Here is a 20,045-nt window from a genome sequence, read left to right on the forward strand (position 1 = left end):
ATAGCGGCATGGCACGGGCAATCAGGACTTCGGCGTTTCGCAGGACGATGCGCCGTGCCGCCTTGCCCGCGCTGGGCCTTACCATCATGGCGTTCTTCGGCGCCTATGCGGTGTTGGGGCCGAACGGCATGCTGGCCTATGGCGATTACAAGAAGCAGCTGGCGCGCCGCGAGAAGCAGTTCGCGCTGCTCGATCAGAAGCGCGCGGTGCTGAAGAACCGCGTCGCGCTGCTCGATCCCGACCATGCCAATCCGGATATGGTGGACGAGATGGTGCGCAAGGAGCTGAACGTCGCGCATCCGGATGAGGTGATCGTGCCGCTCAAGTGAGCGGGGTGTGCCGGGTGCGGGTTCGGGCCGGGTATCGGGTCGTGTATTAGGGCTGATCGGCATTCAAGATGAGGGGTTCTCTTCATCCTTCCCCGGCAGGGCAGGGCTATCGGACATGAGGTGCCTGATCCGCGGCGGTGTTCTTTAATCCTCCGTCATGCCGGACTCGGTCCGGCATCCACCGTGCCGCACAACAATAGGCTATTGGCTTTGCGGCACGGTGGACCCCGGAACGAGTCCGGGGTGACGAAGGATGTTGGGATGGCATGCCCCTTCCCCGCAGCCGGGAGCTATCATCGCCATATGCGATAGCCCTGACCTGGCGGGGGGCGCCGAAGGCGATGGAGGGGGCGTCTCCCCAAGCACGACATGCGTCGCTTACCTCCCCCTCCGTCAGGCTGCGCCTGCCACCTCCCCCTTGCGGGGGAGGATTGAAGGTCGATGGGTCCTGGCTTAGCGCATCGCGCTATAGATGCGGTTTGCTTGCGGCACGGTGCCCTTCGACAAACTCAGGGCGAACGGGTTGATGTAACGCTCGACGCTCAAGTGTTTGAAACGGGAACTCCGCACGCGCTCACCGTTTGCCCTGAGCTTGTCGAAGGGCATGAGACTCAACCTTGCTTCGACAGGCTCAGCACGAACGGATTGGGTTGATGTTGGCCCGCACCAGCTGTGGCCGTAGTTCCGCCTTGTGGTACGGCCATTTGGTGCCGCGGCCTATTGCTTGAAGTGCGGCGGCCCGAGGTCGTCGGGTGCGCCGTCCGGGGTTCCTTCTGCGCCGGTGATCGGATAGCCGTCGCCGCCCGCGGCGTCGCTGGCGAAATCCTCGCCGGGATTGCCGCCGCCGGCACCGCTGCCGCTGCCGTGGACGGCGCCGGTCCTGGGGTCGAACGAGGCGCGGCGGCCGTTGTCGGGCGGAATGTCGGCGTCGGTATCGATGCCGGACGCGGTGCGTGCCGGCGCGCCGGGCTTTGCGGCGACGGTGCCGCTGGGCAGGTCGCGGCCCTGCGCGGCCTCGCGGTCGCGGTGATATTCCTGGCCGTAGAGGCCATCGTCGGCATCGAACGGCTGACTGTGGCGCTGCCGGCCGGGATCGACCGCGGGGTCCGGCTTTGACGGGTCTGACATGCGATCCTCCTGTCGTGCGAGGGGGAAAACGAAGCTGCCGGCCGGTGTATCCACCGGTTCCGATGGGGCGCCGCGACACCGCGGCGAGATTTCGCTACCGAGCGGTATAAAACGATTGACGCACGCTGAACGCGCTTCTATACCAATCGGTATAGAAGCTGGGCGGCACGGGAGCCGGCAGGCTTCGGACAGTATCCGGACGCACGTCGGTCGATCGGCGGACAACCGGTCGCAACACACGCGCGCTACCAGGCTGCATCGCCACCGATGCGGTGCTGTCTGCCGCTATCGAAAAGGGAGTGACGCCATGGCCTTTCTTGCTTTCGCCGAGCCCGGCAACGCCGGCTATGCCCGTGCGAGCGCGGCTCCGGTCGCGCACCTGCCGACGCTGGCACCCGCATTTCCCAAGCTAGTCCACGCCGAGGAGCGCCCGATGCTGACGGAGCTGGAACGTTCGGTGATCGGCATCGCGCGGCGCGACGGCCTGTCGACCCTGCGCCAGCCGGGTCGGCTGTCGCGCTGGCTGGGCTTGCTGTTCGGCGTACGGATCAGCCCGCAGCTTGCCGATCCGAAGCTGGAGGCACTCCGTCGCATCGCCGTGCTCAGCTGGCGGCGGGGCTATGCCATCGCGTCGGCCGAGGTGAAGGCGTTCGTCGCGGCGGGCTATTCGCCGGCCTTCTACGAACTGGTGGTCGACACGATCGCTTCCGCGCGTCAGGCGGACAGCCGCCGCGCGCGGCGCTGACGCTCCTCTAGCCGAACTTTGCGCGGGGCGTCAGGCGTACGGCGGCTGATGACGCCCCGCCGGCGACACCGTGAAGATCTCGCATCCCGTGTCGGTGATGCCGATCGAATGTTCGAACTGCGCCGAGAGCGAGCGATCCCGCGTCACCGCCGTCCAGCCATCATCGAGCAGCTTCACGTCGGGGCGACCGATGTTGATCATCGGTTCGATGGTGAAGATCATTCCGGGCTTCAATTCGGGGCCGGTGCCGGGCTTGCCGACATGGACGACCTCCGGCGCGTCATGGAACAGCCGGCCGACGCCATGGCCACAGAAATCGCGGACGACGCCGTAGCGATGCTTCTCGGCATGGCGCTGGATGGCATGCGCCACGTCGCCCATGTGGTTGCCGGGCCGCGCCTGCTCGATGCCGAGCATCAGGCATTCGTATGTCACCTCGACCAATCGGCGCGCCTTCAGCGGCACGTCGCCGATCAGGTACATGCGGCTGGTATCGCCGTGCCAGCCATCGACGATCGGCGTCACGTCGACATTGACGATATCACCCGACTTCAGCGTCTTTTCCGACGGGATGCCATGGCAGACGACGTGGTTGATCGAGATGCAGGTCGAATGCGTATAGCCGCGATAGCCGAGCGTCGCGGGCACGCCGCCGCCCGCCAGCACGAAATCGTAGATCAGCCGGTCGAGCTCTGCGGTGGTGACGCCCGGCACCATGTGCGGCACGAGCATGTCGAGCGTCTCGGCAGCCAGGCGTCCGGCCTTGTGCATGCCGGCGAAGGCGGCGGGGCCGTGCAGCTTGATGGCGCCGGTGCGGCCTTCGGGTGCGTCGGAGGTGACGGTGACGTAATCGGTCATGGCAGCCGATATAGCGTGACGGCCGCGCTTTTGCGAGGCTATGGCGAACGGATGGAGCAGGAACGCATCTGGACCGCCGCGCTCGTCGTCATCGGTGACGAGATCCTGTCGGGCCGCACGCAGGACCGCAACATCGCGCAGCTGGCGAGCTGGCTCAACGTCCAGGGCATCCGGCTGGTCGAGGTGCGGGTGGTGCCCGATCGCACCGAAGCGATCGTCGAGGCGGTCAATACGCTGCGCGCGCGCAACGATTATCTGTTCACCACCGGCGGCATCGGCCCGACCCATGACGACATCACGGTCGACGCGATCGCGGCGGCGCTGGGCGTCGGAGTGGAGCATCATCCCGAGGCGCTGGCGGTGCTGGAACGGTATTACGCGACGCGCGGCGGCCTGACCGAGGCGCGGGCCCGGATGGCGCGGGTGCCGGCGGGCGCCGGGCTGATCCCCAACCGGGTGTCGGGCGCGCCGGGCATCCGGATCGGCAACATCTTCATCATGGCGGGTGTGCCGCACATCACGGCCGGCATGCTCGATGCCTTGACCGGCACGCTGGAGGGCGGCCGCCCGGTGGTGTCGGGCACGATCGGCTGCTGGGTGGCGGAAAGCGAGGTCGCCGACCTGCTGCGTGCGGCGGAGAAGAGCCACGAGGGGGTGTCGATCGGCTCCTACCCCTTCTTTCGCGAAGGGCGGACGGGGGCGAATTTCGTGGTGCGCAGTCCGGACGCGGCGCTGGTGGCGGCGTGCCTTGCCGATCTGACGCGCGAGTTGGAAGCGACCGGGCGCGAGGTGTTCGCCGAGGGGATTTGAGGCGTCCGCGGTAAGGCGGCCGTCCTATCCGGCAGGACCGTCATCCCCGCCTGCGCGGAGATGACGGGCATCATGTAAACGTCTGCTCTACCGCGCGAAGGCGCCGATGTCGGCGATCGCCAGTGTCTGCGCCGGCACCGCGGTCGCCGCGAACGTCAGCCGCAGGTAGCGGACCTCGCGCGGCGCGGTGAAGGAGATGCGCTGGGTGGAGAGCGCATAGGCGATGTTCTGGAACTCGCCCTCCGCGCCCGCCGACCAGGTCTTGCCGTCGACGCTGGTTTCGGCGCGATAGCCGCGCGGCGGGCTGCTGACCTTGTCCGGATGGCGCCAGGGGGTGAGGCTGAAGCCGGCGACGGTCTGCGCCTTGCCGAGGTCGATCGTCACGCTGGCCGGCGTCGTGGTGGGTGCGGGCTGGCTCCAGACGGTGGCAGCCTCGCCGTCGATGACCGCCTCCGCACCGGGGGCCGAGGCGGCGGCGATCGTCCAGCCCTGCTTGGAGAGGTTCGCGGCGTCGGTCACGCGCGGCGCGGCGACGGGCACCGGCGCAACGCTGAGGAACAGCGCCACCTCGCTGATCGCCGGGCAGGCGGGGGCCTCCAGGATCACCAGCCGGAGGCGGCGGGCGGCGATCGGCGCGCCCAGGCGGATGATCCGCTGCGCGCCGATACATTCGTGCGTGGCGAGCCGCTGCCATTGGCCGCCGACCTCCGCCTCGACGGCGAAGCGGGTGACGCGGACGCCGAGCGGCAGGAATTCGCGCAGGCGGATGAGGTCGAAGCGGCGGCCGGGCGGCAGGTCGAGCGTGAGGGTCGGGGTGGTGACGCCGTCCGGCGTCGACCAATAGGTGTCGCGATCGTTGTCGAGCACCTTGGCCGGGGCGAAGGCGGCGGCACGCGTGGCGCTGGCGCTGGCCACCGCGCCTTGCGCGAGATCGGTGGCGAAGCTGGCGGCGAGGGCGTCGCCGAAGCTCTTGAGGACCGCGACGTCGTGGTCGGGGATGCGGCCGCGGCGGTCGGGCGGCAGGTTGAGATTGAGATTGGTGCCGCGACCGACCGATTCGTCGATCAGGCGGATCAGTCGCGCCGGGCTCTTCACCTTGGCATCCTCGTCGGCGTGGTAGAACCAGCCGGGGCGGATCGACACGTCGGTCTCGGCCGGCCACCACAAGGGCGCGCCGCGCACGCCGCTGTTGCCCTCCGCCTGGACGTATGGGTGGTTCGGCATCGTCGGCCAGCACGGATCGCCGGCGACGCCGTCCTCGTTGCCGACCCAGCGGATGTCCGCGCCGAGCGGATCGAAGGTGCAGGCCATCGGCTGATGCTGGTGCACCAGCGCGATGATCGAGGGCCAGTTGTAGTATTTCGGCGCGTCGATCTTCCGCGTTTCGCGGGCGCCGCCGTAATAGCCGTCGCCGCCGTTCGCGCCGTCGAACCAGAATTCGAACAGCTCGCCGTAGCGCGTGCAGAGCTCGACCACCTGCTTGCGGTAGTAATCGATATAGGCGGGCCGGCCGTATTCGGGGTGATTGCGATCCCAGGGCGAGAGGTAGAGGCCGAAGGCGAGGCCGGCGCGGCGCGTCGCCTGCTCCATCTCGCGGACGATGTCGCCCTTGCCGTTCTTGTAGGGGCTGTTGCGGATGCAATGCTCGGTCAGCATCGTCGGCCACAGGCAGAAGCCGTCGTGATGCTTGGCGGTGAGGATGATGCCGCGCATGCCGCCCGCCTTGGCCGCGGCGACGATCTGGTCGGCGGAAAAGTCGGTCGGGTTGAACAGCTTGGGGCTTTCATCGCCATAGCCCCATTCGCGATCGGTGAAGGTGTTGATCGACAAGTGGATGAAGGCGTAGCGCTCGCGCGCGTGCCAGGCGAGCTGGCGCGGCGAAGGGGTGGCGCCCCAGGGCCTGGGCGCGGCGGGCGCTGCGGCGAAGGCAGGCGTGGCGGTGGCGGCGCTCGCGGCGAGGCCGCTGGCGATGAGGGTGCGGCGGGAAAGGTCGGTCATCGGGTCGCTCCGCTCAAGGAGTAAGGAAATCTGGCAAAGTGGACGTCATTGCTTCGCTGCGCTCGCAATGACGGACAGGGAGGGCGTCATGCCGCCCCCCGTCCGTTCGATGGAGGGCGATCGGCCTTGGCCTGGCCGAAGCCCTTCACCGGCGTGGCGCTCATGGTGAAGACGAGGCGGCCGCCCTTCATCAGGTCGGCATGGCTGATCCAGCTCTTCGTCCAGGGGCGGCCGTTGAAGGTGATCGAACGGACATAGGGCGTGCCGGCGGTGTTGCCCGGCGCCTCGATGACGAGGCGCTTGCCGGCGGGCAGCGCGATCGTCGCGCGTTCGAACAGCGGCGAGCCGAAGACGTACACCGCCTCGACCGGATCGACCGGGTAGAAGCCGAGCGAGGACAGCACGAACCATGCGCTCATCTGACCGCAATCGTCGTTGCCGATGACGCCGTCGGGATCGTTCTTGTACATCTCCGTGCACAGGCGGCGGACCATCGCCTGCGTCTTCCACGGAGCGCCGGTGTAGGCGTAGAGATAGGCCGCGTGCTGGTCGGGCTCGTTGCCGTGCGCGTACTGCCCGACGAGGCCGGCGATGTCGGGCGGCGCATTGGCGGGCAGCGTCGAGGGCGCGGTGAAGAGGGCGTCGAGCTTCGCCTCGAACTTTGCCTCGCCGCCCATGTGGGCGATCAGGCCGTAGATATCGTGCTGGTTGAGGAAGGTCGCCTGCCAGCCGTTCGCCTCGGTATAGTCGCGCCACCAGGGCTTGGGCATGTGGCCGAGCTGGATCGGGTCATAGGGCGTCCACCAGCTGCCGTCGGCAAAGCGCGGGCGGGCGAAGCCGATCGCGCCGTCGATGACGTTGCGCCAGTTGCGCGAGCGCTTGAGCAGCCGGTCGGCCTCCGCCGTCTTGCCGGCTGCGCGGGCGAGGTGCGAGGATGCCCAGTCGTCATAGGCATATTCCTGCGTGCGGCTGACGCTCTCGAACCACTTGTCGGCGGGAACGTAGCCCATCCGGTCGTAGAGGTCGCGGCCCTTGCTGTTGTCGAGGTCGGGGGCGGTGAAGTCGAAGCTGCGCCTGGCGATGCCCGGCCAGGCGGCGGCGTAATCGGCCTTGATCCCCTTGGCCTGCGCCTCGGCGAGGACCGATACCGCATGCCAGCCGATCATCGTGCCGGTTTCGACGCCCTGCAGCGGCCACACCGGCGGGCCGTAGGGGCTCTGCTGCGTCTGGCGGATGAGATCGGCGACGAGGCTCTGCGCCCTGTCCGGCGCGACGATGGTCAGCAGCGGGTGCAGCGCGCGATACGTGTCCCACAGCGAAAAGGTGCTGTAGGCGGCATCGCCGCGCGGGACAGTGTGCACCTGCCGGTCGAGCCCGACGTAGCGGCCGTCGACATCGGAAAAGAGCGTCGGCGCGAGCAGGGCATGGTAGAGCGCGGAGGAGAGGATCGCGCGCTGATCGGCGGTGCCGCCTTCGACGGTGATCGCATCCAGTTCGCGCGTCCAGCGTGCCTGCGCGGCGCGGCGGACGGCGTCGAAGTCCCACGTCTTCGCCTCGGCGGCGAGATTGGCGCGGGCGCCGGCGACATCGACGCCGGAGATGCCGCAGCGGATCACGACGGGGGCGGAGCCGGCATCGTCATAGTGGAACACGACCTTCAGCCGGTTGCCCTGCACCGCGCGGGTGCCGGCGGGCTGTTCGGCATCCTTGTCGCCGTAGAAGGTGACGCGGCTCGGCCGGCGGGACAGCTGCATCGCGAAATGGATGCGCCGCCCCTTCGCCCAGCGATTGACGGTGCGGCTGCCGGTGAGCGTGCCATCCGCATCCAGCGCGAGGCTGGCATCGGTGATGAGCGGCGCGTGATCGCTCTTGTCGAGCACGAGGTGCGACAGGTCGACCAGGATATGCGCCGGCCCTGCGGGGAAGGTGTAGCGATGATAGCCGGTGCGCGGCGTGACGGTCAGCTCGGCGCGGACGCCGCTTTCCAGTGCGACGCGGTAATAGCCGGGCTCGGCATGTTCGGCGGAGAAGCGCTGGCGATAGCCCTTGTCGGGGGCGTCGAGCGGGCCGGGCATCAGCTGCACCGGACCGCGTGTCGGCACCACCAGCACGTCGAGCATGTCGCCGATGCCGGTGCCCGACAGATGGGTGTGGCTGAACCCCATGATCGACGTATCGTCGCGATGATAGCCCGAGCAGGCATCCCAGCGCTCGACGTCGGTGTCCGGGCTCAGCTGCACCATGCCGAAGGGCAGCGTCGCGCCGGGATAGGTGTGGCCATGGCCGCCGGTGCCGACGAACAGGTTCGGCGCGGCGGCAGCCGGCGCGGCGGCGAACGCCGGGAGCGGCAGACCGGCGGCGGCGGTGCTCGCCAGCAGGGTACGGCGCGTAATCATAGGGGAGCCTTCAGCAGCGCGGGCCGGGTGGCGGCGAGATGGACGATGAGCTCGCCGAACAGGCCATTGGCCCAGGCGAACCAGCTGCGGGTGAACTTCGCGGGATCGTTGCGGTCGAAGCTTTCGTGGATGAAGCCGGTGCCGCCATCGGTGTCGCGCAGCGTGCGGAGGCAGGCGCGGACCGTGGCATCGTCGCCAGCCGACAGCGCGCGGATGATGAGCGACATCGGCCAGATCTGGCCGGCGCCGACATGCGGGCCGCCGATGCCTTCGCCGGCCGTGCCCTTGAAGAACCACGGGTTGGCATCGCTCCAGCAGGCGTCGCGGGTGCGCTGCCACAGCGGGTCGGCGGGATCGACGCAGCCGAGATAGGCGAGGCCGGAGAGGCTCGGCACGTTGGCATCGTCCATGAAGACGGCATTGCCGTAGCCGTCGACCTCATAGGCCCAGACCTCAGGCCCGTTGCGCAGCCGCATCGTGCCGTATTGACGCAGCGCGCCCTCCACCTCGGCCGCCAGCGCGGTGGCGTCCGCGGCGAGCGCCGTGTCGCCGCGCGCCGCGGCGGCGACCACCGCCAGCTCGCGCAGGGCGGTGACCGCGAACAGATTGCTGGGGATGAGGAAGGGGTAGAGGCAGGCATCGTCCGAGGGGCGGAAGCCGGAGGCGATCAGCCCGATCGGCCGGATCGGATTGCCGTAGCCCCACAGCAGCGTCTCGGTCGGCTGCGGCGCCGAGCGGCGGAAGCTGTAGGGGCCGTTGCCGTCTTTGCGCTGCTGTTCGCGGAAGGTGCGGATGCTGGCGCGGGCGGCCTCCGCCCAGGTCGCGTCGAACGGCGTCCTGTCCTGTGTCGCCTGCCAATAGCCGTGGGCGAGCCGCATCGGGTAGCAGAGCGAATCCACCTCCCACTTCCGTTCGGCGACGCCCGGCTTCATCACCGTCTCGTCGTGCGTCGACCATTCGAGGTTCGATTTTGCCGTCGGATCTTCCATGAAGGCGTTGGCATAGGGATCGATCAGGATGCAGCGTGCCTGGCGGGCGATGAGCCCGTGGAACAGGCGGCGCAGTTCGGGCGCCCTGGCGGCGAGGTGGAGGTAGGGCTTCACCTGCGCCGAGGAATCGCGCAGCCACAGGCAGGGGATGTCGCCGGTGATGACGAAGGCATCGGGTCGTCCGTCCACCGTGCTCATCCGCACGGTGGTGTCGAGCGTGTTCGGGTAGCAATTGCCGAACATCCAGCGCAGCTTCGGGTCGCCGATCTGCGCGGCGACGCGGGCGAGTTCGCGCTCCACCGCCGGGCTGGTGAAGCGGCGCTCCGCCGGGGCGGGGCGCTTCGACGGCAGCTGCGGCGTGGTGGCGGCGAAGGTCGGGCTGGCGAGCGTCGCGGCGGAGGCGGCGAGAAAATGTCGGCGGTGGAGGGTCGTGCAGTCGCTCACTTCGCCACCTCCGTATCGCTGCCGGTCACGGTGAAGTCGAACCACTGGCCCGCACCGTCGCCGGGCTGGCCGCCGCCGACGTAGAGGCGGTAGGCGCCGGGGGCGACGTGGCGGCGGCCGTCGCGCTCGACGATGCTCATCGCGCGCGGATCGAGCGTGAAGGCGACCCGTTGCGTCTGCCCGCGCTTCACGGCCACGCGGCGAAAGGCGACGAGCTGGCGCTGGAGCACGGGGTCGGTGAAGCCCGGTCGGCCGGCGGGGGCGGGGGGGACGAGATAGGCCTGAACCACCTCGTCGCCGTCGCGCGTGCCGGCGTTGGTGACCGCCGTCTCCACGGTCAGGTCGCTGCCTGCCGCGACGCTCGTGGCCCCGCGCGGCGCGTCGTAGGCGAAGCGCGTGTAGCTGAGGCCGTGGCCGAAGCCCCATAGCGGCGTGCCGGTGAAGTAGCGGTAGGTCCGCTCCTTCATGCCGTAATCGACGAAGGCCGGCAGATCGCCGGTGTGGCGGTACAGCGTCACCGGCAGGCGGCCGGCGGGATTGGTGATGCCGGCCAGCACCTCGGCGAGCGCGGTGCCGCCCGCCTCTCCCGCATACCAATTGGCGAGGATCGCGTCGGCGGAGGCGGGATCGACCGCCACCGCGCTGCCGCTCGACAAGACGAGGACGATCGGCGTGCCGGTCGCCTTCAGCGCATCGAGCAGGCGCTGCTGCGGGAGGGGAAGGGCGATGTCGGTGCGGTCGCCGCCGACGAAGCCGGGGACCTGCACCGACAGCGCCTCGCCCTCCAGATCGGGCGACAGGCCGGCGACGACGACCGCGACGTCCGCCGCCTTGGCCGCCGCCACCGCCTGCGCGAGCAGGGGTTCGGCCGGCGGGATCCAGAGCAGGCGGAAGCTTTCGTCCTCCGACCGGTGGTCGAGCGTCAGGTCGATCGGCTGGGCGGTGCCGTCGCTGTCGATCGTCAGCTCGACGCGCCCTTTGGGAAGCGCGCCATCGTGCAGCGTGCGACCGCCGAGCACCAGCCGCGCGGTGTCGTGCGTCGAGCAATCCTTCCAGCATTGCGCCTGATCGAGGATCAGCCGGTAGCGGCCGGGGCCGGGCGGCACGAACTCGCCCGTCCAACGCGCGACATAGCCGGTGACCGGCAGCCCCGCGGCGGGCGCGCGCCGGGTGATGTCGAGGTCGATGCGGCCATCCTGGCGGGTGACGGATGTGCCGGTCGCGGCATAGGTGCCGGCGAGGCCGGGCTTGCCGTTCGATCGCAGCGCCGTTTCCGGCACGACGACGGCGGCGCCCTCGGCGAGGATCGATCCTTGCGCATAGGCGACGTTGGCCGCGCCGAAGCGAGTGCGGATGCCTTGCAGCGGCGTCACCGGAGCAGCGGCGGTGCCGTGGTAATTGCCCTGCAACACGCCGAGGTCGTCGGCATCGGCGCCGATCACCGCGATGCGGGCGCCGGGCTTGAGCGGCAGGCGGTCGCCGGTGTTCTGGAGCAGGACGATCGACTTGCGCGCCGCCTCCAGCGCGGCGGCGTGATGGGCGGGCGTGCCGACCTCGGTCGGCTTGATCCGGCTCCACGGGCTCTTCGCGCCGAAGGCGATGCCGAGCGCCTGGCGGGCGCGCAATGCGCGGGCGAGCGCGGTGTCGACCTCGCCCTGGCTGACGAGGCCCTGCGCCAGCGCCTGCGGCAAGGCGGCATAGGCGGTGCCGCAGTTGAGATCGGTGCCGCCCTTCACCGCCGCCGCCGCCGCACCTGCGGCGTCGAGGCGATAATGGTGGAAGCTGTGGATGTTGGACACCGCGTCGCAATCGGACACGGTGAAGCCGGTGAAGCCCCAGTCGCGGCGCAGCCGGTCGTTCATCAGCCAGCCCGCGGCGCAGGCGGGCACGCCGTGCAGGCTGTTGTAGGCGCACATCAGCGATTGCGCCTTGCCCTCCGTGATCGCGCGGCGGAAGGCGGGCAGGTAGGTCGCCTCCAGGTCGCGCGGCGAGGGATCGACGTCGAAGCCGTCGCGCCCGGCCTCAGGGCCGCTGTGGACGGCGAGATGCTTGGGTGTGGCGATGACGCGGGGGTGCGCGGCGTCCGGCCCTTGCAGGCCGTGGATGAAGGCGACGCCGAGCTTGCCCGTCAGATACGGGTCCTCGCCATAGGTTTCCTGCCCCCGGCCCCATCGCGGATCGCGGAAGATGTTGATGTTGGGCGACCAGATGGTCAGCCCTTCGTAGATGCGGCGGTTGGCCGAGGGCGCTTGCGCGTTGAACTTGGCGCGCGCCTCCGTGCTGACGACGGTGCCGACGCGCTCCATCAGGTCGACGTCCCAGGTCGCGGCAAGGCCGATCGCCTGCGGAAAGACGGTGGCGACGCCATTGCGGGCGAGGCCGTGCAGCCCTTCGCCCCACCAGTCGTAGGCGGGCAGGCCCGCGGCGGCATCGGCGGGCGCGGTGCTTTGCAGCTGGGCCGCCTTCTGTTCGGGCGTCATCGCGGCGATCGCGGCGGATACCGGATCGGCCACCTGGGCGAGCAGCAGGAGGGCGGGGATCATCGCGCGAGCGTCCTTGCAATGGGGGTCTTGCCGGTGACGGTCACCGTCACGCTTTCGCCGGGCAGCAGGTCGAAGCCGTTGTCGGACGCCGTGCCGCCAGCGTCGCCGAAGTCGAGCATCACCGCGCGGGCGAGATTGCGCGCCGTCACGGTCAGCCGGTTGCCGTCGCGCTTCAGCGTCAGGCTGGGATCGGGATAGGCCATGTCCTTCGGCACCAGCCGTTCGACGATGCTGCGGCTGACCGTCCTGCCGCCGACCAGCAGTTCGGCGACGGCATAGCTTTTCGCGGGATCGGTGCCGGCGAACAGGTCGCGATCGTCGAGGCCGGAGATCGGCGTCGCCGACAGCGGCGCGAGCGTCGCATCGCCTTCGCGCACCGTCAGCGTCCTGCCGGCCATGTCGCGTACGCTGATGCGCCAATGCGCTGGGACCGGCGCCGTCGCGTCGGACACGAGGGTGAGCAGGGTGGCATCGTTCCTGTGCTCGGCGACGATCGCCTGGGGCGCGAACATGCGCCGCGATTCATATTGCAGCAGCTTCCAATAGCCGAGATGGTCGATGCTCGCCCAGCTGATCGAGGGCCATACATCGTTCAGCTGCCAGAAGAGCGAACCCATCGTCACCGGCCGGCAGGCGCGGTGATGACGCGCGGCGAGGCCGATCGCCTGCGCCTGGTTGACCTGCGTCAGATAGACGAAGTCGGCGAAATCCTTCGCCGGCCGCAGCCGCTGGTCGAGGTAGAGGCGCAGGCGCGCATTGCCTTCGCCGGCCAGGAACTTCTGGTGCGCCTTCATCACCGGGCTGTCCGGATCGAGCTTGCCCTTTCCGGCAAAGGCGCGGATCGTGGCCATCGTCGGCATCGACTGGAAGCCATATTCGCTCATGAAGCGCGGGCAGGAATCGAGATAGTTTTCGACCGGCTTGCTGCCCGACCACACGTCCCAGAAATGGCGGTCGCCGTTCGCATCGGTGTCGACCGGCCCTTCGTAATCGGTCGAGGGGGACCCTGGCATATAGGGGATGCCGGGTGCGTTGCGGGTCACCGCCTCGCGCAGCACGCGGTCGAACAGCACCGCCATGCCGGTGCCGATCCGCTCCTGCTCGTCGGGGCCGACGGCCTTCTTGAACGCCTTGCGATCCGACCAGTTTTCCCAGCCCGACAGCACCTCGTTGTTGCCGGCCCACATCACCACCGAGGCGTGATCGCCGATCCGCGCGACCTGTTCGTCCGCCTCGGCGGCGACGCTGGCGCGGAAATCGGCATCGGGGGGCGTCACCGAGCCGCCGAACATGAAGTCCTGCCACACCATGATGCCGAGCCGGTCGGCGGCATCGTAAAAGGCATCGTCGGGGTAATAGCCGCCGCCCCAGATGCGGACCATGTTCATGTTGGCATCGCGCGCCGCCTTGAGCAGGCCGGCGGGCTCGGCCGGATCGACGCGCGCGGGGAAGCTGTCGAACGGGATGATGTTGGCGCCCTTGGCGAAGATCGGCGTACCGTTGACGACGAAGCCGAATGCGCCGCCCTTGCGATCGAGCGCCACGGTGCGCAGCCCGACGGTGCGCGACCGCGTGTCGTCGCCCAGCGTCGTCGCGACGGTGTAGAGCGGCTGCGCGCCATAGCCGACCGGCTGCCAGCGCTGCGGGTTGGCCACGGTCAGCGGGATGGTGACCGGATTGCTGCCCGGCGCGAGCGTCACCGTCCGCGCCACCTGCTGGCGGGTGCCGTCGGGTGCGGTGACGGTGGCGGACAGCGTCACCGTCTTCGCTGCATCGGCGACGACGGTCGCGTGCGCCGTCAGCCGCGCCTCGGCATCGTTCAGGGCGTCCTGCGCGATGCGGACGTGATCGAGGCGGGCATCGTCCCATGCCTCCAGCCGAACGGAACGCCAGATGCCGATATCGACGATGCGCGGCCCCCAGTCCCAGCCATATTGGTATTTGGGCTTGCGGATATAGGGGCTGGTCTGCACGCCCTTGGGCTCGTCGCCATAGGCGCTGTCATATTCGCCGGGCAGCGGGTGCTTTTCCTTCAGCACCATCGGCTGGAGCGTCCTGATCGGCGAGGCGATGCTGACGAGGATCTCGTTCTTCCCCTCGCGCAGCAGCGCCTTGGCGTCCGCCCGCCAGCGGCGGTGGGCGTTGTCCGCGGCAAGCAGCGGCTGGCCGTTGACGCTCACTTTGGCGAAGGTGTCGAGCCCGTCGAACACGAGGTCGAGGTGGCGGTGGGCGAGCATCGCCGGCGTCACGGTCAGCTCCTTGCGGAACTGCCAGTCCGTCAGGCCCGCCCATTGGATCGCGCCTTCGTTGGTGCCGACGAAGGGATCGGGCACCTGGCGGCTGCGGATCAGATCCTCCTGCACGCTGCCCGGCACGCGCGCCGGGAACCAGCGCGCCGCCTTGGGATGTGCCTTGGCCGCGGCGCCGTCGGCGGGGTCGATGCGGACCTGCCAGGCGCCGTCGAGCGGCACGGTGTCGCGCGCCGCGACAGCCGAGGTGGTGAGCAGCAGCGCCGCGGCGAGGGCGATCCTCATTGGCTGTTCTCCGTCAGCTGCATGGCCTCGACCGCATAATAGGGCCCCGATGTCGGCGCGGTGAATTGCAGGCACAGGTCGGTGTCACCGGCCATGCGGGGCAGCGCACCGGCGAAGCGGAAGCGGTTGGGGGCGGTGGCCGGGTCGGGCAGGGGGAAGGTGGCGATCACGGGGGTCCTGGTCGTATCGGTCGGGCAGCCGGCACTGACGACGAGTTCGCCATGAGGCGTCACGTTGTAGTAGCGGCGGACCTTGGTGAAATCGTGCGCGAGGCCATAGGGGCGCGGCAGGCGCGCGACCTCGATCGCGAAGCCGGTCGCGACGTCGAGCGGCGCGGCCGGATAGAGGGTGCAGGTGTCGAAGATATCGACATTGTAGACCGGTGCGTTGGCGGTCGCATCCGCGGTCAACGGCACGCGCAGGCCGAGCTTGCCGCCGGGGCAGGCGGTGAGATCGCTGGTCGAGCGCGCGAGCAGGCTGGCGCGATCCGTCGCGAAGCTGCGGGCGGCGGCGGTGGCGCCATGGGTGGTGAAGGCGGCGGCGCGGATCGGCGTGCCGGGTGTCACGGTCAGCGGCGCGGCATAGGCCTTCGACCGGGCGGTCGGCGTGCTGCCGTCGGTGGTATAGCGAATCGTGCCGTAGTTCGCCTGCGTCGTCAGCGCCACGGTGACGCGGTTCGCACGCAGCGCATCGCCGCGGCTGCCTTGCAGCGCATAGTCGACGGCGAAGGCGCTGTCGGCGACCTCCATGCCGGCGGCGCGCCAGCGGGCGATCTGCGGCTGGAGGCGGTCGAGGAAGCCCTTGAAGTCCCGCTTGCCCGCCGGTGACCACGCGATCTCGGCCAGCGCGCCGGCCCGCGGGAAGGCGAGGTGCTGCAACTGGTAGGGCGTGATGATATATTCGCTCCACAGATTGCCCTGCGCGCCGAGCACGTGGTGCGCCTTGTCCGCGGCGATGCCGGCCGGCATCGGATCATAGGCATAGACCTTGTCGAGCGTGACGATCGCGTCGAAGCGGCCGGGCGGCTCGTCGCTGCGCGTGCTCTGGAGGTTGTTGAGGTAGAGCGGCAGACCGGGGGTCAGCACCACGTCGTGGCCCATGTTGGCCGCGGCGACCGCGCCCTCCTCGCCGCGCCACGACATGACCGAGGCGGACGCGGGCAGGCCGCCCTCCAGGATTTCGTCCCAGCCGATCAGGCGCCGCCCCCTGGATTGCAGATAGGTGCCGAACTGGTCGATCATCCAGCTTTGCAGCGCGTTTTCGTCCTTGAGGCCGAGCGCCCGGATCTGCGCCTGCACCACCGGGCTGCGCTGCCACTGGTCCTTTACCGCCTCGTCTCCGCCCAAATGGATGTAGGTGCCGGGGAAGATCGCCATCAGCTCGTCGAGCACGTCCTTGACGAAGGCGATGCCCTTCGGCCCCGGATTGAACAGATAGGGCATGATGCCCCATTGATTGCTCACCTCCGGCCGGTCGCCGAGGATGCCGAGTTCCGGATAGGCGGCGACCAGAGCCTGGGCGTGGCCGGGCAGGTCGATTTCCGGCACGATGGTGATGCCGCGGGCGGCGGCATAGGCGACGAGGCCCTTGAGTTCGGCCTGCGTATAGAATCCGCCGACCTTGTCCGTCGGTGTCGTACCGCCGGCCGAGGGCGGGGTGCGCCAGCCGCCGACGCTGGTGAGCTTCGGATATTTGCGGATCTCGACCCGCCAACCCTGATCGTCGGTCAGATGCAGGTGGAGCGTGTTGAGCTTCACCGAGGCCATCTGGTCGACGATCCCGTGCAGCGCAGGCATGGGGAGGAAGTGCCGCACGGGATCGATCATCAGCCCGCGCCAGGCGAAGCGCGGTGCATCGGCGATGGTGAGCGCGGGCACCGCGACGGGTTTGCCGCGGGCCGCATCGGGACTGAGCAACTGCGCCAGCGTCATCGCGCCGTGCACGAAGCCCGGGGCGGCGGAGGCGCCGATCGTGATGCCCTGCGGATCGACCGTCAGGCGATAGGCCTCGCCGGTGACGGCGGCGTCGCGAACGAAGCGGATCGCGCCGTTCGTGCCGGGGACGAGGGCGATGCCGCGTTCGGTGGCGACGTGTTCGGCGAGCAGGCGGGCGGCGGGCCGGGCAGCCTCATCCGCCGCGACGATGCCGGTGCCGCCGCGCACGGTGAAGCTGCCGCTGCCGCGGACGACGGATTGCGGCATGGGCAGCAGGCGGAGGGGTGTCTGTGCGGCGGCGTCGGCGGTGGCGAACAGCCCGATGGCTGCTCCCCCGATGATGGTCGCGATGGACACCCTCTGCTTCATGCCGATCCTTGGTTATGTTTTGGTATTGAAGGTATCTTGAAGGAGGTTCCGGCCCAGGTCCACACCCGAGCGCAAAAAAATCCCCGGCCGCCGCGTGATACGGCAGCCGGGGAGGCCGGAGCGCGCGAGGGGACGCGCGCCCGCTCGGGGAAAGGTTACATGCGGAACGACAATGCCGCGGAGAAGGTCCGCCCGTTCTTGTAGAAAGCGGTCGGGCGGTCGGGCGTGGCATTGTACTGGAGGTAGGTTTCGTCGAGCAGGTTCTGCGCGTTGACGCTCAGGACCACGCCGTCGAGCAGGTTGAGCGACGCCGACGCATCCAGCTGGTTGTACGGTGCGACCATCTCGCGCGAGCCGAGGCGGCCGATCGTGCGGAAATAGGCGGTGCGGTAGTTATAGCTGACCCGCGCCTGGAACGGCCCCTTCTCGAAATAGGGGATCACGTTCACGGTGTGCTTCGACAGGTACGGCAGGTTGAGCACCGTGCCGGTCACGTCGACCGACGAGGTGTCGCTGTCCTGATAGGTATAGTTCGCCTGGAGGCCGAACCCGCCCCAGATTTCCGCCTGACCCGACACCAGCACGCCGTTGACGGTCGCCTTGGCGCCATTGATCGGCTGGCTGACGTTGTAGGTGGTGATGCGGTTCTGCAGCGCGTTGAAGTAATCGACGTTCTGGCGGAAGGCGATGATGTAGTTGCGGATGTCGCGGCGGAACAGCTCGACCGCGAGCAGCGTGCCGGCACGCGGATACCATTCGGCGGTCAGCTCGTAGTTCCACGATTCATAGGGCTTGAGGTTCGGGTTGCCGCCGCCGCCATCCAGCGTGATGTCGTTGAGCGAGGTCGCCGCGGCGAGATCCTGATAGCGGGGACGCGCGATCACCTTTGCCACCGCGCCGCGGACGATGACCTTGGGCGAGATCGAATAAGCGATGTTGAAGCTCGGCAGCAGCTTGAGATAATCGGTCGCGACGCGGGTCGGGACCGGCTGCGGGTTGGCGACCGCGCTCGGCGTCGTCGCGAAGTTCGACACGTCGCGGGTGTAGACGAGCCGCCCGCCGAGGTTGCCGCGGACCGGCCCCTGATCGAAGTTCGCCTGGACGTAGCTGGCGATCACCGTCTCGCGCACCTTGGTCGAGGCGCCGACCTTCGTCACCAGCGGGCTGTTGATCGCATTCGCCAGGATGTCGATCACCGCCTGATCGGGCAGGTTGAGATATTTGGTGGCATTGCCCATGCCGCCGCTGCCGCTGAACGTGCCGTCGGGCGTGGTCAGCGTCGGAACGCCCAGCTGGTTGGCGGTGCGGGACGTGGTGAGATAGGTGTTGATGCCGCGCGCATCCACGCGATTGACGTGGTCGGTGACGCGGCTGCCGAGCAGGATCTGGTTGAACGGTCCCCAGCCGACCGGCACCGTCGCGTCATACCCGCCGAAGATATCGCGGTCGGTGGTGACGCTGTAGTCCAGCCCGCCGATCTGCGCGGCGTTGAGCTGCGTGCCGTTGATGATGACCGGCCGCCCTTCGATCTGGGCCGGATTGTTGTTGGGGTTGGTGAAATAGTTCGCCGGGTTGGTCAGGTCGCCGGTGAAGTTCACCGTCGCCGAATTGGGCGTGAAGGCATAGCTGAAGGGCAGCTTGGTCTGCACGTTGAAGAGATATTCGGGATTGCGGCCGCCGGTCGCCTTCGACCAGCCGCCCGAAAAGGCGACCTTGGCGCCGTTGTCGCCTTCCCAATCGGCGAACAGGTTGATGTTGTCGGTCTTCAGCTTGGTGCGGCGGACGAGCGTGTCGAGCTGTGCGCTCTGGCTGGGCGCAGCGCCGAAGCTGGCCGCGGTGACGACGCCGTTGCTGACCGTTGCCGATTGCAGCACGCTGCCGGTCCATGCGCCGGGGATCGTGTACATCGACTGGCTGTAATTGTTGTAATTGCCGTCGATGTGCAGGCCGTTGAGGGTGAAGGTGAGGTCGGGGCGCGGACGGTACTGGACGGTGCCGGTCACGCTGGCGCGCTGCCGCTGCTGCTGGAAATAGGCGTAGTTGATGCCGAACGGCGACGCCGCCTTGTAGAGGTCGGCGATGGTGCCGCCGGTGATGGTCGCGCCGGGGCTCTTGAGGCTCAGCGTGCCGTTGGCGGCGCGGTTGACGAACGGGCTGTTGTAGGTGCCGTCGGCATTGGGCGCGACATTGTCGTAGCCGAAGAATTCGACGCCGGCGCGGGTCAGGTTCTGCTTGTCGTAGGTCGCCGCGACGAGGACGCCGAACGTCTCGTCCGCGTTCTTCCAGCTGTAGAGCCCCGATGCACGCACGTTCCCCTTGTCGGAACGGTCGTTGTACGAATAGCCGCCCGAGGCGAAGATGGCATTGGCCTTGAGGTCGAGCGGGCGGCGGGTGCGCACGATCACGGTGCCGCCCAGGCTGCCTTCCTCGATACGTGGCTCGGGCGACTTGTAGACCTCCAGCCGGTCGACGAGTTCGGGGGCGAGCAGCGAATAGTTGAAGGTACGGCTGGACGGATCGTTGTCGTTGCCGCCCCAGTCGGCCGATGCGAGGGCGTGGCCGTCGAGCAGCATGCGGTTGAGCGCGGGGTCGGTGCCGAGGATCGCGACCTTCTCGCCCTCGCCGAAGCGGCGGTCGATGCTGACGCCCGGGATGTGCGACAGCGATTCCGCGACGTTGCGGTCGGGGAACTTGCCGACATCCTCTGCCGTGATGACGTCGACGACGGCATTGGCGTTGCGCTTGACGTTGATCGCCTCGCGCAGGCTGCCGCGATAGCCGGTGACGACGATGTCGCCTTCATCCGCGGCATCGGTGGCCTGCGGCGCGCCGCTGCCCGCGGGCGAGGCGGTGGGTGCATCCTGGGCTTGCGCGATGCCGGCGCAGCCGGCGAGTGCGGTGGTGACGAGGATGAGGTGGCGAAGTCGCATGCGTTGCTCCCTTTACGGAACACGCCCGGCTGCATGCC

13 protein-coding genes are annotated in these 20,045 nt (G+C 68.8%); 3 read left to right on the forward strand and 10 right to left on the reverse strand.

What is annotated here, in order from left to right:
• The first annotated feature begins 8 nt into the window (after positions 1–8).
• Positions 9–329: an FtsB family cell division protein gene (locus ACTZQ5_RS09140; RefSeq protein WP_443584860.1), complete on the forward strand. Its 321-nt coding sequence runs from the start codon at positions 9–11 to the stop codon at positions 327–329.
• A 453-nt stretch (positions 330–782) separates the two neighbouring features.
• On the opposite strand, the gene ACTZQ5_RS09145 is transcribed toward ACTZQ5_RS09140, so the two are convergent.
• A complete protein-coding gene (locus tag ACTZQ5_RS09145) occupies positions 783–935 on the reverse strand; it encodes a hypothetical protein (RefSeq protein WP_443584861.1) in 153 nt (50 codons plus the stop codon).
• A gap of 111 nt (positions 936–1,046) precedes the next feature.
• On the reverse strand, positions 1,047–1,457 hold the full coding sequence (locus ACTZQ5_RS09150) for a hypothetical protein (RefSeq protein WP_443584862.1): 411 nt from the start codon (positions 1,455–1,457) through the stop codon (positions 1,047–1,049).
• A gap of 307 nt (positions 1,458–1,764) precedes the next feature.
• Here ACTZQ5_RS09150 and ACTZQ5_RS09155 point away from each other — a divergent pair, with 307 nt between their 5' ends.
• The gene (locus ACTZQ5_RS09155; RefSeq protein ID WP_443584863.1) at positions 1,765–2,202 is read left to right on the forward strand and encodes a hypothetical protein; all 438 of its coding nucleotides are present in this window, start codon (positions 1,765–1,767) and stop codon (positions 2,200–2,202) included.
• A gap of 30 nt (positions 2,203–2,232) precedes the next feature.
• Here ACTZQ5_RS09155 and map read toward each other — a convergent pair whose 3' ends face one another.
• The gene (gene map, locus ACTZQ5_RS09160) at positions 2,233–3,060 is read right to left on the reverse strand and encodes a type I methionyl aminopeptidase (RefSeq protein ID WP_443584864.1); all 828 of its coding nucleotides are present in this window, start codon (positions 3,058–3,060) and stop codon (positions 2,233–2,235) included.
• Positions 3,061–3,111: 51 nt separating this feature from the next.
• Between map and ACTZQ5_RS09165 the strand changes: the two genes are divergently transcribed.
• The gene (locus ACTZQ5_RS09165; protein WP_443584865.1) at positions 3,112–3,870 is read left to right on the forward strand and encodes a competence/damage-inducible protein A; all 759 of its coding nucleotides are present in this window, start codon (positions 3,112–3,114) and stop codon (positions 3,868–3,870) included.
• A gap of 87 nt (positions 3,871–3,957) precedes the next feature.
• Here the strand turns inward: ACTZQ5_RS09165 and ACTZQ5_RS09170 are convergent, their stop codons facing one another.
• The 7 genes from ACTZQ5_RS09170 to ACTZQ5_RS09200 form a co-directional block, all read right to left on the reverse strand.
• Positions 3,958–5,868: an alpha-L-fucosidase gene (locus tag ACTZQ5_RS09170; RefSeq protein ID WP_443584866.1), complete on the reverse strand. Its 1,911-nt coding sequence runs from the start codon at positions 5,866–5,868 to the stop codon at positions 3,958–3,960.
• Positions 5,869–5,954: 86 nt separating this feature from the next.
• Positions 5,955–8,264, reverse strand: coding sequence for a GH92 family glycosyl hydrolase (locus tag ACTZQ5_RS09175; RefSeq protein WP_443584867.1), 2,310 nt, complete (start codon positions 8,262–8,264; stop codon positions 5,955–5,957).
• Positions 8,261–9,697 carry a glycoside hydrolase family 125 protein gene (locus tag ACTZQ5_RS09180; RefSeq protein WP_443584868.1) on the reverse strand — a complete coding sequence of 479 codons (1,437 nt, stop codon included), beginning with the start codon at positions 9,695–9,697 and terminating at the stop codon, positions 8,261–8,263. Before ACTZQ5_RS09180 ends, ACTZQ5_RS09175 begins: the two co-directional genes overlap by 4 nt.
• Positions 9,694–12,240 (reverse strand): glycoside hydrolase family 3 C-terminal domain-containing protein, encoded by a 2,547-nt coding sequence (locus ACTZQ5_RS09185; RefSeq protein WP_443584869.1) that lies wholly within the window; start codon positions 12,238–12,240, stop codon positions 9,694–9,696. The genes ACTZQ5_RS09180 and ACTZQ5_RS09185 overlap by 4 nt, the downstream gene beginning before the upstream one ends.
• Positions 12,237–14,774 (reverse strand): beta-mannosidase, encoded by a 2,538-nt coding sequence (locus tag ACTZQ5_RS09190; protein ID WP_443584870.1) that lies wholly within the window; start codon positions 14,772–14,774, stop codon positions 12,237–12,239. The genes ACTZQ5_RS09185 and ACTZQ5_RS09190 overlap by 4 nt, the downstream gene beginning before the upstream one ends.
• Positions 14,771–17,077 (reverse strand): beta-N-acetylhexosaminidase, encoded by a 2,307-nt coding sequence (locus ACTZQ5_RS09195; RefSeq protein WP_443584871.1) that lies wholly within the window; start codon positions 17,075–17,077, stop codon positions 14,771–14,773. Before ACTZQ5_RS09195 ends, ACTZQ5_RS09190 begins: the two co-directional genes overlap by 4 nt.
• Before the next feature lie 155 nt (positions 17,078–17,232).
• Complete coding sequence (locus ACTZQ5_RS09200) at positions 17,233–20,007, reverse strand: TonB-dependent receptor (protein WP_443584872.1); 2,775 nt, start codon at positions 20,005–20,007, stop codon at positions 17,233–17,235.
• Positions 20,008–20,045: the final 38 nt, after the last annotated feature.

Source organism: Sphingomonas cellulosilytica, assembly GCF_052321755.1.
In the GTDB taxonomy this organism is placed as follows: domain Bacteria; phylum Pseudomonadota; class Alphaproteobacteria; order Sphingomonadales; family Sphingomonadaceae; genus Sphingomonas.

What these genes read in the sequence shown, in the direction of transcription:
- ACTZQ5_RS09140 (WP_443584860.1), top strand. Translation starts at nt 9, where the DNA reads ATGGCACGGGCAATCAGGACTTCGGCGTTTCGCAGGACGATGCGCCGT.
- ACTZQ5_RS09145 (WP_443584861.1), bottom strand. Translation starts at nt 935, where the DNA reads ATGCCCTTCGACAAGCTCAGGGCAAACGGTGAGCGCGTGCGGAGTTCC.
- ACTZQ5_RS09150 (WP_443584862.1), bottom strand. Translation starts at nt 1,457, where the DNA reads ATGTCAGACCCGTCAAAGCCGGACCCCGCGGTCGATCCCGGCCGGCAG.
- ACTZQ5_RS09155 (WP_443584863.1), top strand. Translation starts at nt 1,765, where the DNA reads ATGGCCTTTCTTGCTTTCGCCGAGCCCGGCAACGCCGGCTATGCCCGT.
- map (WP_443584864.1), bottom strand. Translation starts at nt 3,060, where the DNA reads ATGACCGATTACGTCACCGTCACCTCCGACGCACCCGAAGGCCGCACC.
- ACTZQ5_RS09165 (WP_443584865.1), top strand. Translation starts at nt 3,112, where the DNA reads ATGGAGCAGGAACGCATCTGGACCGCCGCGCTCGTCGTCATCGGTGAC.
- ACTZQ5_RS09170 (WP_443584866.1), bottom strand. Translation starts at nt 5,868, where the DNA reads ATGACCGACCTTTCCCGCCGCACCCTCATCGCCAGCGGCCTCGCCGCG.
- ACTZQ5_RS09175 (WP_443584867.1), bottom strand. Translation starts at nt 8,264, where the DNA reads ATGATTACGCGCCGTACCCTGCTGGCGAGCACCGCCGCCGCCGGTCTG.
- ACTZQ5_RS09185 (WP_443584869.1), bottom strand. Translation starts at nt 12,240, where the DNA reads ATGATCCCCGCCCTCCTGCTGCTCGCCCAGGTGGCCGATCCGGTATCC.
- ACTZQ5_RS09190 (WP_443584870.1), bottom strand. Translation starts at nt 14,774, where the DNA reads ATGAGGATCGCCCTCGCCGCGGCGCTGCTGCTCACCACCTCGGCTGTC.
- ACTZQ5_RS09195 (WP_443584871.1), bottom strand. Translation starts at nt 17,077, where the DNA reads ATGAAGCAGAGGGTGTCCATCGCGACCATCATCGGGGGAGCAGCCATC.
- ACTZQ5_RS09200 (WP_443584872.1), bottom strand. Translation starts at nt 20,007, where the DNA reads ATGCGACTTCGCCACCTCATCCTCGTCACCACCGCACTCGCCGGCTGC.